Below are 13,694 nucleotides of genomic sequence, written 5' to 3'. Positions count from 1 at the left end.
GACATTACAGCAAAAGGAAAAACATTGGAAGCACTACTGAAAGTCGAATCCGTAGTTAAGACATTTCCGGGGGTAAAGGCTCTGGACGGTGTCTGCCTGAATATCTTCGAAGGGGAGATACATACCCTGCTCGGAGAGAACGGCGCAGGCAAATCCACCCTGATGAACGTTTTGAACGGACTGTACAGCCCCGACGGCGGCACGCTGAGAATTAACGGACAGCCGCATATCTTCAGATCGCCCAAAGATTCCATCAAAGCCGGGATCGGCATGGTGCATCAGCATTTTATGCTGGTTTACAACCATACTGTATTTGAAAATATCCTGCTTTCCGTTTCCGACCTGTCCTTTTGGCTTAACAAAAAGAAGCTCCGCGCGCAGATTCAGGAGATAGTTGAGCGTTTCGGCCTCCAGATTGAGCTGGACGAACCCATCCGCAAGCTCTCCATCGGTCAGCAGCAGTGGGTGGAGCTTATCAAACTGCTTATCCGTGACTGCAAAGTGCTTATTCTGGACGAGCCCACCGCCGTTCTCACCCCGCAGGAATCCGACAGACTGTTCGGCTTTCTGAAACAGCTTAAAAAAGAGGGCAGAGCGGTCATTTTCATCAGCCACAAGATGCGTGAGGTGATGGAGCTTTCCGACAGAGTTACGGTGCTTAAAAAGGGAACCACTGTTCAGGAGCTTGTCAGAGGCGAGTTCGACGAGAACGTTCTGGCGGGTCTAATGATAGGCACCGACGAGATCCCCGTTTGGGAAAAAGAGAAAAAAGAGTTCACCGAAACGGTGCTCAACATAGAAAACCTGAACGCCGACAAAGAGAAGGGCATGAGCGACCTTATCGACTTCTCCCTAGCCCTCCGCAAAGGGGAGATACTTGGCATAGCAGGTGTTGCAGGCAACGGTCAGAAGACTCTGGCCGAGGTGCTCACAGGGCTTAAGCCCCCGACCTCAGGAAAGATATTCGCCGACGGGCGGGACATCACCAATGCAGACAGCCGCAAGGCATACATCGCAGGCATCGCACACGTTCCCGAAGACAGAAAGAGCATGGGGATCGCCCCTGAAATGTCTGTGGACGAGAACCTTATTCTTAAAAGTTACAAGGAAAAGCCGTTCAGGAAGTTCGTCTTCCAGAACTTTAAAGCCATAAAAGAGAACGCCGAGAAACAGATAGAGTCATTCGCAATCAAGGCCGGCCCCAAAGGGACGCCCATCAGACTGCTTTCCGGCGGAAACATCCAGAAGGTGATAATTGCCAGAGAGCTTTCCATGCGCCCCAGCGTTCTTGTTGCGCTGTATCCCACAAGAGGACTGGACATGGGCTCTGCGGAATATGTCCACAAGGTCATCATGGATGCGAGAAAGGACGACATGAGCACAATAGTCATATCCGAAGACCTCGACGAACTGCTGAAACTGTCCGACAGGATAGCGGTTATGTTCAGAGGACGTATTACGGGGATCGTTGACCCCGAAAAAACCAGCCGTGAGGAGATTGGCCTTCTCATGAGCGGGGAGACGGCACGATGATAAGATTTGAAAAGCGCAAGGACGCATCAAAACTTTTTGTTGCCGTAGCTCCTTTCATGTCGGTTCTGTTTGCACTGGCAACGGCGGCAATAATAATGCTTATCGCAGGGGTTAACCCCCTTAAGGCATACATGGGAATGCTTAACGAGTCTCTCGGCTCCGTTTACGGTATCACCGAGACACTGGTCAAATCTACCCCCCTGATACTGACCGGTCTGGGCGTGTCCATCGCCTTCCGCATGAAGATATGGAACATCGGAGCCGAAGGCCAGCTCTATATGGGTGCAATGGGCGCATCGCTCATCGCTCTTCATTCAGGTCTCACGGGCATAACCGGCATAGTCGTGATGTTTCTCACTGCGGTGGTGTTCGGCGGCCTCTGGGCGAGCGTTTCGGGTTTTCTGAAAGCAAAGGCGGGAGTAAACGAGATTATCGTTACCCTGCTTATGAACTATATAGCCATCGCATGGGTATCCTACCTTGTCTATGGCCCCTGGAAAGACCCAAACGGGTTCAACTTTCCGCTTACCCCCAGATTTTCGCCCGACCTTATCCTGCCGACCCTTTCAACCTACAGGCTCCATGCGGGTTTCCTGCTGGCTCTGGTTCTGGTTGCAGTGGTTTATATTTTCATGGAGAAGACCGTTTGGGGATATGAGATAAAAGTTATCGGAAACAACCCCAAAGCGGCAAAATATGCAGGGATAAGCATCGACAAAAAGATAATCGGCGTTATGTTCTTAAGCGGCGCACTGGCGGGAATCGCAGGTTTCAGCGAGTCTGCGGGCGTTCAGGGCAGACTTCAGGAGGGAATATCCCACGGCTACGGCTACACGGCCATTATAGTTGCGTGGCTGGCGGGGCGCAGTGCCATAGGCGTTCTTGTAGTGTCCGTCATAATGGCTGTTATTCTGGTCGGCGGCGACAGCCTCCAGATCCTCATGCAGCTTCCGGTCGCATTCGTAAACCTGTTTCAGGGGCTTATACTGTTCTTCATTCTGGCCTCTGACTTCTTCATAAACAACAAACCCGTCATAAAAAGGAGCGGCAAATGATTGAAATACTGCTCTTTGCAACAATAAAGGCGGGTACGCCTCTGCTTTTCGCCACGCTGGGCGCAATCCTTATGGAACGCTCAGGGGTGATAAACCTTGGTGTCGAAGGGCTTATGCTGGTGGGTGCGCTGACGGGATTCGCCGCCGCACATACCACAGGCAGCCTTTTCATGGGCGTTATGGCGGCTTTCTTTGCGGCCATGGCGGCGGGAGCCATCCACGGCTTCATATGCGTCTATCTGAGAGGCAACCAGATAGTGAGCGGACTTTCGCTCACCATGTTCGGAATAGGAATAACCTCCCTGTTCGGACGCTCATTCGTCGGCATAACGATACACGGATTCTCGAAGTTCGAGATACCTGTGCTCTCCAAAATACCTTATATAGGTCAGGCACTTTTCAATCAGGATGTTCTGGTGTATTTTTCAATCCTGATGGTTGTTCTGATGCACCTTTTCTTCTATAAAACAAAAACAGGTCTGTATCTGCGCTCGGTGGGCGAAAACCCGGGAGCGGCGGATACGTCGGGAATCAACGTCGGGCTGTACAGAATGTCCGCAGTGCTCATCGGCTCAGGTCTTGCGGGACTTGGCGGTGCATACCTCTCCCTTGCCTATACACCCTTTTGGGTGGAGAACATGTCGGCAGGAAGGGGCTGGATCGCCGTTGCGCTGGTCATTTTTGCCCAGTGGAACAGCACCAGAGCAATGGCGGGGGCATATCTGTTCGGCGGAATAAACGCCATGCAGCTTCGTATGCAGGCGGTGGGCACAAGCCTTTCGCCCCATCTGCTGATGATGCTTCCCTATATATTTACAATTGTGGTGCTTGTGATAGCAACACTCAGACTTGAAAAAGGGTCAACTCCCGAACCGGAAGCTCTGGGAACACCCTATGACCGTGAGGACAGAAAGTGAAGAGAGAATCCAGAGGGCTGTTAATCAAGGCTCTGAGAGAAAAAGGGAACGTCTCCGGAAACATTATTAAGGTTGATACTTTCATCAACCATTGCGTGGACATGAATCTTGCAAAACACATCGGGCATGACATCGCCCGATATTACGCAGGAAAAAGCATCGACAAGATAATCACGGTTGAGGCCAGCGGAATTATTCCCGCAATGGCCGCCGCAATGTATATCGGCTGTGACATGGTCTATGCAAAAAAGAGAATACCGATCACCATGGAGAAACACTACTCCGAAAAGAGCTATTCCTTCACCAAAAAGGAGGAGACAACGCTCTATGTTTCGGAAGAGGTTCTTAAAAAGGGTGACAGACTTCTGTTTGTGGATGATTTCTATGCCGGAGGCAACACGCTGAAAGCCATAGAATCCATCGCCGCACAGGCGGGAGCGGAGATAGTCGGCCGTGCCGTTATAATCGACAAGGCGGGCAGAGAGGATGTTTTCAGCATCCTGACACTGAACGAGATAAAAAAGGCCTTTGCGGCCGCAGAGATAAAGGAAGACGATGTTTGCTTATGTTGTGGCTTTGGCTGCGGGGATGATCGCGGGGATATGCCTCACTGCTGGCTTCGCGGCGAAGATTAAAGGATTATTATTCAACTTCTCGCTTATTGCTCTCTTGTTCTTTATGGGTGTGAATCTGGGAAAAGACAAGGATATCCTGTCTAAAATCACGGATTTCGGCATTATCTCAGGGATTATGAGCGTTTCGGTTGTTGTTTTCAGTATAATCGGCGTGCTGATAATCACAAAACTGTTCAAAAAGGCGGAAAAATGATAGCTGTAATGCTTATCGCTATCCTTGCGGGCGCTGTTTCGGCATATCTTGGCTGGCTTCCCGAACAGCTTATCAGCATAAACGGATCCCTCACCGACTGGTCGCTCATTCTGCTTCTGTTTCTCATCGGGTTCGATATCGGGAACAACAAGCAGTCCATGAAAACCCTTATGTCTGCGGACAGGTTCACCATTCTTGTTCCCGTGGGTACGATCCTCGGAACGCTTTTCGGCGGATACATGGCGGCGCTTATAACCTCTCTGTCCGTAAAGGACGGACTGGCCATAGCCTCCGGCTTCGGCTGGTATTCGTTCTCCGCAGTGCTCATCTCGCAGGTGCGGGGCAGTGATTTGGGAGCTATAGCCTTCCTGTCCAACATATTCCGTGAGACAATCACTCTTCTCACAGTGCCTTTCATCGTCAGATATTTCGGCCCCTATGCGGCTGTTGCGCCCGGCGGAGCCACCACGATGGACGTGACACTTCCCGTCATTGAGAAGTATGCGGGTAAAAAGGCGGCGATAGTTGGGTTTGTCCACGGTGTAATACTATCAACACTGGCTCCCGTATTCGTCCCCCTCTTCCTGTAGTCTGCGATTATCTGCGTCGCATTACTGCGTCAGCCCCTTTTCGAAACTGCTCACATACCGGTGCGTATGCTCGCAGCCCGCTCAAAGGCTCTTCCTTGTACTGCTCGCATCTAATCACAGACCATCTGCGATTATATACTTCGTTCTGCTGCGTTATCGTTTGCTCACTCGCAACACGTACCGGTAAGTACGCTTTTGCTCGGTTCGCATACGCTGCCTTGCATAACTCGCATCTAATCACAGACTGTTTGCGGCTATCTGCGTCGCATTACTGCGTCAGCCCCTTTTCGAAACTGCTCACATACCGGTGCGTATGCTCGCAGCCCGCTCAAAGGCTCTTCCTTGTACTGCTCGCATCTAATCACAGACAGGCTTAAGAGGTCGCCGTCTTTGCGAGCCGCAGGCGAAGCAAACTTCCATTCACAGAACAGCCATACACCAAAAACATTTACCTGAAAGGCAGCATCACGCATTTCAGAAATACCCTGTGAAACATAAAGCACAGCCAGAAAATAAGCCCTACGCACACCCCTATACTTATATAACTTTTCATCAAACCACCCCGTTTGTTATCGGCAAATTACAGCTATAGGTTATATTATTCACACTCAAAACACCTATAGTTCATATTTTTTGCAAAGTCAACACCTAAAGGAGGTATTTATAGGCATAAAAATACCGATACTTATAGTATGTCAGAAACACTAACAATGCTCGGAAACAGAATAAGAGAACTTAGGAAGAAAAAAGGCCTTTCTCAGGAGAAGTTAGCTCAAAGATCCAATATCAGTCCGAAATATGTCGGAGAGATTGAGAGGGGAGAGGTGAATATCTCTGTGTCAGTGCTTACAGAGCTTGCGAACGCCCTTGATACCACTGTTGCAGAGCTTATGGAAAACCGTCACACAGCAGACAAATCAGAACTGCTGGCCGAAATTGAGGCATATCTGAAAAAGGCCGACAACGGCAGTATCAGAAAAATATACCTGTTCATCAAACATTTCTGCTGATTTATCAATTTACCTGCCGAGCATGCAGGTTGCCGCACATCCGGAAAGTCCCGCATTGTTCTTAAGCCCTGAAAGCTCGATGGTCACCTTGTCCCTGTAGGCAGGGTAGATGTGTTTTGAGAACACCTTGAGGGTGTTTGGCAGGAAAGCTTCGGACATTTCAGAAAGTCCGCCGCCTATTTTAATCTTTTCAGGCACGAGGATATTTGCCAGTGTTGCCATTCCTATTCCCAGACAGCCGCCGAGCACTTCGAAACTCAGCCCAGCAACCCTGTCTCCGGACTTATAAAGTGAAAATACCTTGTTCGCTCCGTCCGGCAGTTCCTGTGCCGATGAGAGGTTCGCATAGGTGCGCAGAAGTCCGCTAACGCTGGCATAGGTCTCAAGGCATCCCCGCTTTCCGCATCCGCATCTGGGGCCTTCGGGGTTGATGTTTATGTGCCCCGCTTCAAAGAGGGATATGTCGGATGTGAGAAGCTGGCCGTTCAGGATAGCTCCGCCGCCGACCCCCGTTCCCAGCGTCAGAAATATCATGTTCTTTATGTTGTTCTTTTCAAAGAAGAAATACTCGCCAAGCGCCGCCATGTTCGCATCGTTTTCAAGAAAAACCGGAATACCCAGTTTTGCGGCGATGTCGTTTTTCAGGTTATGTCCGTTCAGAGCTGAAAGGTTGGGGCAGAAGAGCACTTTGCCGTCAGCGGGCATACATGTCCCCGGAACAGCCACAGCACAGGCTTTCAGGCTGTGGTAGCTTTCGGCTATGCTGATAAGTATGTCCAGAATGCGGTCATATTCAGGCGGTGTTTTGACGGATACCTTCTCAATCATCTCGCCGTCGTGGCTGAAAAGTCCCGCCTTAATGTTTGTTCCGCCTATGTCAAAACAGATATACATAGGCCTATCCCAGCACGAAACGGTTGAAAACGAACGTCCTGTCGTCCTCAGAAGCTATCATGCTCAGTTCTTTCAGTCTCTTTATGTCGTTTCTGGCGGTGTTCTCCGTAACGCTTTTGTAGAGCCCCGCAAAAACGGGGTTTGTCAGCAGATCGTTCAGGGAAAAGGGTTTATCATATCTGAACAGGATGTCCAGAAGCTCCCTTTGGCGCTCGGTTATCTTTTTCTGGGTGCGAAGCAGTCGTATGTAATCCTTTACGCCTATCATTCGCAGACCGCTCACTGCCATGTCGTTAAGCAGTCTGTAGGCTCTGGCGGCTCCGTCCAGACAGAAGAGCAGGAAAGGCGTCATATCGAATCCGCCTGTCTTTTCGTTCTGGATGAAAGCCTTTATGTAGTCCTTGCGATTGCGGTGATAATACTGCGTAAGGGCGTGGTGCAGATACTTATGACCGCTCTGCATGAGAAGCATCCCCTCTGCGGCTCTGGCTGTTCTGCCGTTACCGTTTGTGAAGGGCTGTAGCATCCCGATGTGGTAATGTGCGAGGAATGCACGGATAAGCGGGTGCTGTTTCTTCATATCGTCAGTGGAAAACCACTTGCAGAGGTCTTCTGTCAGTTCCTGAAGAGAGGTTGCAGGGGGAGTGTAGTCCTTGTTCTCCTCCTGTCTTTTGCGGGTGCGGAAGACTCCCGGCAGGGCGTTCTCCGTGTCCAGAGTGAACATCATATGGAGTTTTCGCAGTTCTTCGGTGTTCATCTCAAATTTTTTGTGGTTTCTGTCCATATATTCATAGGCACGTTTGACGTTGCCCACAAAACGCTGCTGATGTGGTTCGAGGATAGATTTTCCGCCTTTAAGGAACGATCTCGCCTCAGATTCGTAAAGCTCCGGCATGCCTATGGATGCGTTTGCAAAGATTGAAGCCGTCACAAGTTCACCTGTCAGAAAGGCACGGACGTCGGGGAGGATCGGGAGCTTTGCGAAATGGGACGAACGCACATCCACCTCACGCAGCATGACTGCGACCTGTTCGCTGTCGTATCTGTCGCTGAAGTGTACGTTTTCGTAATTTCCTGTGATAACCTTTCTGATCATGAGAGCCTCTTGTGTGTGATAAATCCATTATAACATATGAAATTTTCAATGCAAGCCGCACATAGGCTTTCGCCCTTAAACATATCTTGCGCCCCCCGCCTGTATAATCCGCCGAAACGGAGAGGTATATGGCAAGACCTACGGCGGAAAAATGGAAACAGTTGAGACAGGATTATGAGGACGGACTTTATGATCTGTCCGAGCTGGCGGAGCACTACGGAGTCGATTTCGATTCCGTGCGCAGACAGTCGTCAGCCCAGAGGTGGAAACGCCCCGAAACCGACAGAACGGTTCGCAGGCTGAAAGCCCACAGGGTTCAGATGCTTCAGGCGATCTGCACCAGCACAATGGAGGGGCTTAAAAAAGCCGACGACCTTCTTGCGGAATGCGACAGCCTGCGGGATGTGGAGCTTCACTCGAAAACGGTGAAGAACTATCGCGATATCTGCCTCGGAAAAGTGACGGAGGAGATGTTCGACAGTTCAAAACGTTCCGCCCTGATAGAGTTTCAGGCGGAGCTTGAAAACCTGTCGGAGGCCGACGTTGACGAAGTCTTTGATAACGCCTGACCTGAAACGGGCAAGGAAGCTGGCGGCACTGAAGATGGCGAGGGAAAACCTCGCCTCCTTCGCCGTTCTGACCTGCCGTGGATACAGGCCTAACTGGCACCATAAGGTTCTTGCCGAAAACCTCACAAAACTTATGCATGGCGAAATCGACCGTCTGATGGTGCTTATGCCCCCCAGACACGGAAAATCGGAACTTGCCTCTGTCCGTTTTCCTGCCTGGTTTCTGGGGCATTTTCCGCAGAAAAGGATCATCGCCACATCATACAGCGCAAGGCTGGCCGAGGTTTTCGGGCGGCGTGTGCGTGACCTTGCGGCGGGCGGAACCTTTGGGCTCGTCTTTCCGAACCTCAGACTGAAAGAGGGCGCAAAGGCCGCAAACCGCTGGGAGACAACAGAAGGGGGCGGCTACGTTTCGGCCGGTGTCGGCGGTTCCATCACAGGAATGGGCGGCGACCTGCTGATCATTGACGACCCATTTAAAAATCAGGAGGAGGCGGATTCTGAGGTCTACCGTGAAAAGGTGTGGGAGTGGTATCAGTCCACCCTTTACACCCGCATCGAAAAGGGCGGCAAAATTCTGGTGATACTCACCAGATGGCACGAGGACGATCTGGCCGGAAGGCTTCTTCAGCAGAGCGGAGAGGACTGGACTGTGGTCAGCTTTCCCGCTGTGGCGGAGGAAGAGGAGGAGTTCCGGCGCACAGGCGATGCCCTGTGGCCTGAGAAATACAGTCTCGAAACCCTTAAACGGATGGAGAAGGCGGTTGGCTCACGTGTGTGGAACGCACTGTATCAGCAGAGACCTGCGCCCGCATCCGGAGCTGTTTTCCGGCGGGAGTGGTGGCGGTTCTATGATGAGCTGCCTGCGGGGCTTAAGCTGTTCCAGTCGTGGGATATGACCTTTAAGGACAGCGCAGGGGCGGACTATGTCGTGGGGCAGGTCTGGGGAGTTAAAGGCTCTGAATATTATCTGATAGATCAGGTTCGGGAGCGGATGGATTTCTCACAGGCTGTCAAAGCCTTGAAAGCCCTTTCGGCACAGTATCCAGATGCTGCGGCAAAATATATTGAGGACAAGGCAAACGGTCCTGCTGTGATATCGGCTTTGAAAGGCTCGGTGGGCGGGCTTATAGCTGTTAATCCCAGAGGGAGCAAGACGGCGAGAGCCAATGCGGTCAGTCCCCTTATCGAGGCGGGCAACGTTTTTCTGAAGCGGGGGGCGGCGTTTACCCAGCAGCTTATTGAAGAAGCGGTCTATTTTCCGGCAGGAAAGCACGACGACATGGTTGATGCCATGACACAGGCACTTTCGGCGAATAAGGAGCGGACAGCCCCGCTGACGGCCTTTTCGGGGGCGGGCAGGGGTGTCGGCAGGATGATAAACAGGTATTAAGAGAAATCAAAATCCCTCCAAACCTCCCTTTGACAAAGGGAGGCTTTTCTTCCCCCTTTTGCAAAGGGGGAATGAGGGGGATTTACATTACGGAGCTATAAATATGAAAAGACTTACAAACGTTCTTACGGCAGGGACGGGAAACTGGTTCGGAAACATAATGCCCAACCCCGATGTACTTTTCGGCAAGGGCGGAGTGCGCATGAGTGTTTTTGACGAAATGCTTCAGGACGCACACATCTATGCGAAGCTGGAACAGCTAAAGGATACCGTGCTGTCAATGCAGTGGGACATCAAGCCCCTGTCGCAGGAGACGGCAGAGCAGGCGGCATTCATTAAAACAGCCATGGGCAGGCTGGGTGTTGCGGGGCTTATTCAGGACATTCTGACAGCCGTTGAATACGGCTTTTCGGTGACGGAGATAGTCTGGGAGCTGAAAGAGGGCAGGTGGCTGCCTGTGAAATCCCTCGCCAGACGTGCGGACAGATTTGCATTTTCACCCGAAGGCGGGCTTATGCTGACTGATGGCAATACGGCTTCCGCCCTTGATGAACATTATAAGTTCATTGTCCACCGCAACAGCCCCAAGGATGAGAACCCCTACGGCACGCCGGTTCTGTCAAAATGCTACTGGCCGTGGATGTTCAAGAAGGCGGGTTTCCGTTACTGGCTCACTGTTGCTGAGAAATACGGAGTGCCCACCGTGCTTGCGCTGTTTGAATCAGCTGACGATGATGATTCCAGAACCAGAGCCAGGGAACTGGCTGAGAACCTTTACAACATTCAGAACGATGCGGCGGTGGCTCTGGCAAACGTTGACAGTGTTCAGGTACTTGAGACCAAGGGCAGTTCCGCAGACTTTTCCTCGCTGGTTCAGGTCTGCAACACAGAGATTTCAAAGGCGATAACGGGCGAGGTGCTCACCAGTGACACAGGCTCCTCCGGTTCATATTCTCTGGCGGCACAGCATCAGCAGACCCTTGACCGAAAGGGCAGAAAGATAGCCCGTGCGGCGGCGGAGACCATCACTGCGACACTGATAAACTGGATATGGGAGCTGAACTTCGGCGGCGAGTGCGGGGCGGAGTTTGTTCTGGCGGCTCAGGCGGAGGCCTCGTGGGATGTTATCAAAGATGCCAAGGAGATGGGGCTTAACATTGACCTTGATGAGGTCGCCCGTCGCTTCGGCATTCCTTTGGCGTGAATAGTGTGTCTATAGTCCCAGTGCGTCCTTCAATAGTTTAAGATATCTTCTGCTGACGGGGACGACCCTGCCGGAGGCTGTGTAGGCATCGGCGGAAAAGTTCCCGTTCAGCACAATTCTGTCTATCTTCGCCAGATTAACCAGATATTGTCTGTGGCAGCGGAAAAGCTCCGTGCGGCATTCGATTAGTTTAAGGGTCAGGTCTGTCAGGTATTCCTTTCCTGCGGTGACGGCGTGAACGCCCGTCATGTCCGAGTAGATGTATTCAATTTCGCTGAGATCCACCAGTTTGATTGTGTTGATGAGCGAGCAGGGGATGCGTGTCAGGTCCTTGCGTTCATAGGAGGGAATTTCGCCCTTTTCAAGGGAGCGGATTATCTTTTCCAGTGTCTTTTCCAGTCTGTCCTGTTCAACAGGTTTCAGCAGATAGTCCAGAGCCTTCTCCTCGAAGGCTTTCAGGGCGTACTGATCGTATGCTGTGACGAACACAACATAGGGCATTATGGATTTCTCTATCATGCTCAGCATGTCGAACCCGTTGATGACAGGCATATTTATATCCAGGAAGATTATGTCCGGCCTGTGGCTGTTAACCAGCCTGACACCCTCCACAGCGTTTCCCGCCTCGGCGGTTATGTCGAAAAGTCCTGTCTTTTCCAACTGAAACCGCAACTCCTCCCTCGCATAGGGTTCGTCGTCAATGATGAGTGCCTTGTATCTCATAACTTACTCACGGGAAGATGTATTTCCACAATAGTGAACGAGCCTTCCAGACATCTTACGCTCAGACCGTATTCGCCGCCGAACATGTTTTTTATCCGTGTGTCAACACTGTTCATACCTATTCCGTTTCGGCTTTTTCCGCTTTCGCACCAGATTCCGGCGTTGTCCTCCACCCGGATGATGCATCGGCCGTCCTCCGCTCTGGCGGTTATCTTTATGAGAGCATCCCCCAGAATATTTGAAAGTCCGTGCTTGATGGCGTTCTCCACTATGGGCTGAATGGTGAATGCGGGCATTGCAACCTGCCGCAGGGTGTCGTCGATATCTATCTCTACCTTAAGTCTGTCGCTGAACCTTGCCTCCTCTATGACCAGATAGGAGCGGATATGCTCTATCTCCTCTGCAAGCGTTGCCGTTTCCGACGAGCGTTTCAGGTTACTGCGGAAGAAAATTGAGAGATGATTGATAAGCTCTTTTGCCTTTTCGGGCTGACTGCGGACGACAGCGCCGATGGTGTTCAGTGTGTTGAACAGGAAATGGGGATTCACCTGCGCCTGCATCAGCTTAAGTTCGGCCTCAGTAAGAAGCCTTTTCTGCTCTTCATATTTCGAGAGCATCAGCTGGGTTGAGAGCACTTCGGCGATACCTTCGCCGAATGACTGGTTGAAGCCGAGGAAGCGTCTGTTCTTCGGTTCATACATCTTTATTGTGCCTATTACCTCTTTCTCCAGCACCAGAGGAACTATCAGTGCCGAGCCGAGGGGGCAGTTTTCATGGATTGCACAGGTGTAGTGTTCGGTTATTCCGTCAATGAAGATTACCTCGCCGCTGTTTATGCAGTCCAGAGTCTTTCGGGAAGAGATATTGCTTTGGGGCAGATGGTGGTCTGCGTCTATTCCTTTGAATGCCATTACGTGTGTTCTGTCGGTTATGGCCACTGCGCCCACGCCTGTTTCGCTCAGGATAACTCCTGCCAGAGTCTGTGCCGACTGCTCGTTGAAACCCTTTGAAAGCACCGGCAGAGTTTTGTTTGCGATGTTCAGGGCTTTTCTTGAAAACTCGGCTCCGTAGCTGTCCAGAGCGTTCTTGCTGTCTTTGAATATACTGACGAAGAGACCGGCCCCTGCGGCGTTTGCGAACATCATCGGCAGAGCTATTATCTGCACCAGTTCCCACGCCTCGCTGAAAGGTTTTGCAAATATAAGGATGATCGCCATCTGAACCATTTCGCTGATGAAGGTGGTGGCGAATGCCGTCTTAAAGTTGAAAATGCCGTCCGGCTGTCCTTTGCGTCTGAACCACAGAAACACCAGACCGCCTATAAGTCCTTCCGCCGTTGTTGATATTCCGCATGCGGAGGCTGTGAATCCGCCCAGCATGAACCTGTGCAGGCCGCCTGTTATCCCCACCGCAAGCCCCATCCACGGCCCCGCCAGAAGTCCAGCCATAACAGCTCCTATAGCTCTGGTGTTAGCTATCGCACCGTTGACGTGGAGACCGAGATAAGTTCCCATGATAGTTATTGCTGTGAAGAAAAGATAGACCGATATGTTGTCCAGCGGCTTCAGAAGCCCTGCCGAAAGAGGGCGGAAGGCTGGCGTTTTGCTGAAAAGATATGCCGCCACCGCAAAGACCGACATTTCCTGAATGAGTCCGAACATTATTTCCATGGTTCAGCATAAATCATGTCTATGGATTTTTACAGAACAAAATGCGCTTCATGGCGGGTTATGAACGGGGGTAAACATTGCACAGCGGGCATCCGAGCATATTTACGCTGTCAATATGCAGTGCGTTTCCGAGGGGTTTTATGTATTTTAAAACGTGGTTTAAGTTTTTGCGAAAACTTGGACTCCTTTCTGTAATAGTCTGTTTGAGCGGG

At 51.3% G+C, this 13,694-nt stretch carries 14 protein-coding genes; 10 read left to right on the top strand and 4 right to left on the bottom strand.

Annotation, left to right across the window (positions count from 1 at the left end):
* Positions 1-24: 24 nt before the first annotated feature.
* The 7 genes from C8D98_RS10010 to C8D98_RS09980 all read left to right on the top strand — a co-directional run bounded on the left by C8D98_RS10010 (position 25) and on the right by C8D98_RS09980 (position 5,933).
* On the top strand, positions 25-1,533 hold the full coding sequence (locus C8D98_RS10010; RefSeq protein WP_132874015.1) for an ABC transporter ATP-binding protein: 1,509 nt from the start codon (positions 25-27) through the stop codon (positions 1,531-1,533).
* Positions 1,530-2,588, top strand: coding sequence for an ABC transporter permease (locus C8D98_RS10005; protein WP_132874014.1), 1,059 nt, complete (start codon positions 1,530-1,532; stop codon positions 2,586-2,588). The genes C8D98_RS10010 and C8D98_RS10005 overlap by 4 nt, the downstream gene beginning before the upstream one ends.
* Complete coding sequence (locus C8D98_RS10000) at positions 2,585-3,505, top strand: ABC transporter permease (protein ID WP_132874013.1); 921 nt, start codon at positions 2,585-2,587, stop codon at positions 3,503-3,505. The genes C8D98_RS10005 and C8D98_RS10000 overlap by 4 nt, the downstream gene beginning before the upstream one ends.
* Positions 3,502-4,140 (top strand): phosphoribosyltransferase family protein, encoded by a 639-nt coding sequence (locus tag C8D98_RS09995; protein ID WP_132874012.1) that lies wholly within the window; start codon positions 3,502-3,504, stop codon positions 4,138-4,140. Before C8D98_RS10000 ends, C8D98_RS09995 begins: the two co-directional genes overlap by 4 nt.
* The gene (locus C8D98_RS09990; RefSeq protein WP_132874011.1) at positions 4,061-4,333 is read left to right on the top strand and encodes a LysO family transporter; all 273 of its coding nucleotides are present in this window, start codon (positions 4,061-4,063) and stop codon (positions 4,331-4,333) included. The genes C8D98_RS09995 and C8D98_RS09990 overlap by 80 nt, the downstream gene beginning before the upstream one ends.
* Positions 4,330-4,923, top strand: coding sequence for a LysO family transporter (locus C8D98_RS09985; RefSeq protein WP_132874010.1), 594 nt, complete (start codon positions 4,330-4,332; stop codon positions 4,921-4,923). The genes C8D98_RS09990 and C8D98_RS09985 overlap by 4 nt, the downstream gene beginning before the upstream one ends.
* Before the next feature lie 692 nt (positions 4,924-5,615).
* Complete coding sequence (locus tag C8D98_RS09980) at positions 5,616-5,933, top strand: helix-turn-helix domain-containing protein (protein WP_132874009.1); 318 nt, start codon at positions 5,616-5,618, stop codon at positions 5,931-5,933.
* Positions 5,934-5,942: 9 nt separating this feature from the next.
* Here C8D98_RS09980 and C8D98_RS09975 read toward each other — a convergent pair whose 3' ends face one another.
* Positions 5,943-6,827, bottom strand: a complete 885-nt coding sequence (locus tag C8D98_RS09975; RefSeq protein WP_132874008.1) for an ROK family protein — start codon at positions 6,825-6,827, stop codon at positions 5,943-5,945.
* A 4-nt stretch (positions 6,828-6,831) separates the two neighbouring features.
* On the bottom strand, positions 6,832-7,923 hold the full coding sequence (locus C8D98_RS09970; RefSeq protein ID WP_132874007.1) for a Fic family protein: 1,092 nt from the start codon (positions 7,921-7,923) through the stop codon (positions 6,832-6,834).
* 128 nt (positions 7,924-8,051) lie between these two features.
* On the opposite strand from C8D98_RS09970, the gene C8D98_RS09965 reads away from it, so the two are divergent.
* The 3 genes from C8D98_RS09965 (at position 8,052) to C8D98_RS09955 (ending at position 11,089) form a co-directional block, all read left to right on the top strand.
* Positions 8,052-8,492: a hypothetical protein gene (locus C8D98_RS09965; protein ID WP_132874006.1), complete on the top strand. Its 441-nt coding sequence runs from the start codon at positions 8,052-8,054 to the stop codon at positions 8,490-8,492.
* Complete coding sequence (gene terL / locus C8D98_RS09960) at positions 8,467-9,885, top strand: phage terminase large subunit (RefSeq protein ID WP_207891264.1); 1,419 nt, start codon at positions 8,467-8,469, stop codon at positions 9,883-9,885. Before C8D98_RS09965 ends, terL begins: the two co-directional genes overlap by 26 nt.
* Positions 9,886-9,988: 103 nt before the next feature.
* On the top strand, positions 9,989-11,089 hold the full coding sequence (locus C8D98_RS09955) for a phage portal protein family protein (RefSeq protein ID WP_132874005.1): 1,101 nt from the start codon (positions 9,989-9,991) through the stop codon (positions 11,087-11,089).
* A gap of 9 nt (positions 11,090-11,098) precedes the next feature.
* On the opposite strand, the gene btsR is transcribed toward C8D98_RS09955, so the two are convergent.
* Positions 11,099-11,812 (bottom strand): two-component system response regulator BtsR, encoded by a 714-nt coding sequence (btsR, locus tag C8D98_RS09950; RefSeq protein WP_132874004.1) that lies wholly within the window; start codon positions 11,810-11,812, stop codon positions 11,099-11,101.
* The gene (locus C8D98_RS09945) at positions 11,809-13,482 is read right to left on the bottom strand and encodes a sensor histidine kinase (RefSeq protein WP_132874003.1); all 1,674 of its coding nucleotides are present in this window, start codon (positions 13,480-13,482) and stop codon (positions 11,809-11,811) included. The genes btsR and C8D98_RS09945 overlap by 4 nt, the downstream gene beginning before the upstream one ends.
* Positions 13,483-13,694: the final 212 nt, after the last annotated feature.

The sequence above is a fragment of the Seleniivibrio woodruffii genome (genome assembly GCF_004339245.1).
Classification (GTDB): Bacteria; Chrysiogenota; Deferribacteres; order Deferribacterales; family Geovibrionaceae; genus Seleniivibrio; species Seleniivibrio woodruffii.
The sequence above is the reverse complement of the archived record's forward strand: the minus strand, read 5'-3'. Positions and strand labels throughout refer to the sequence as shown.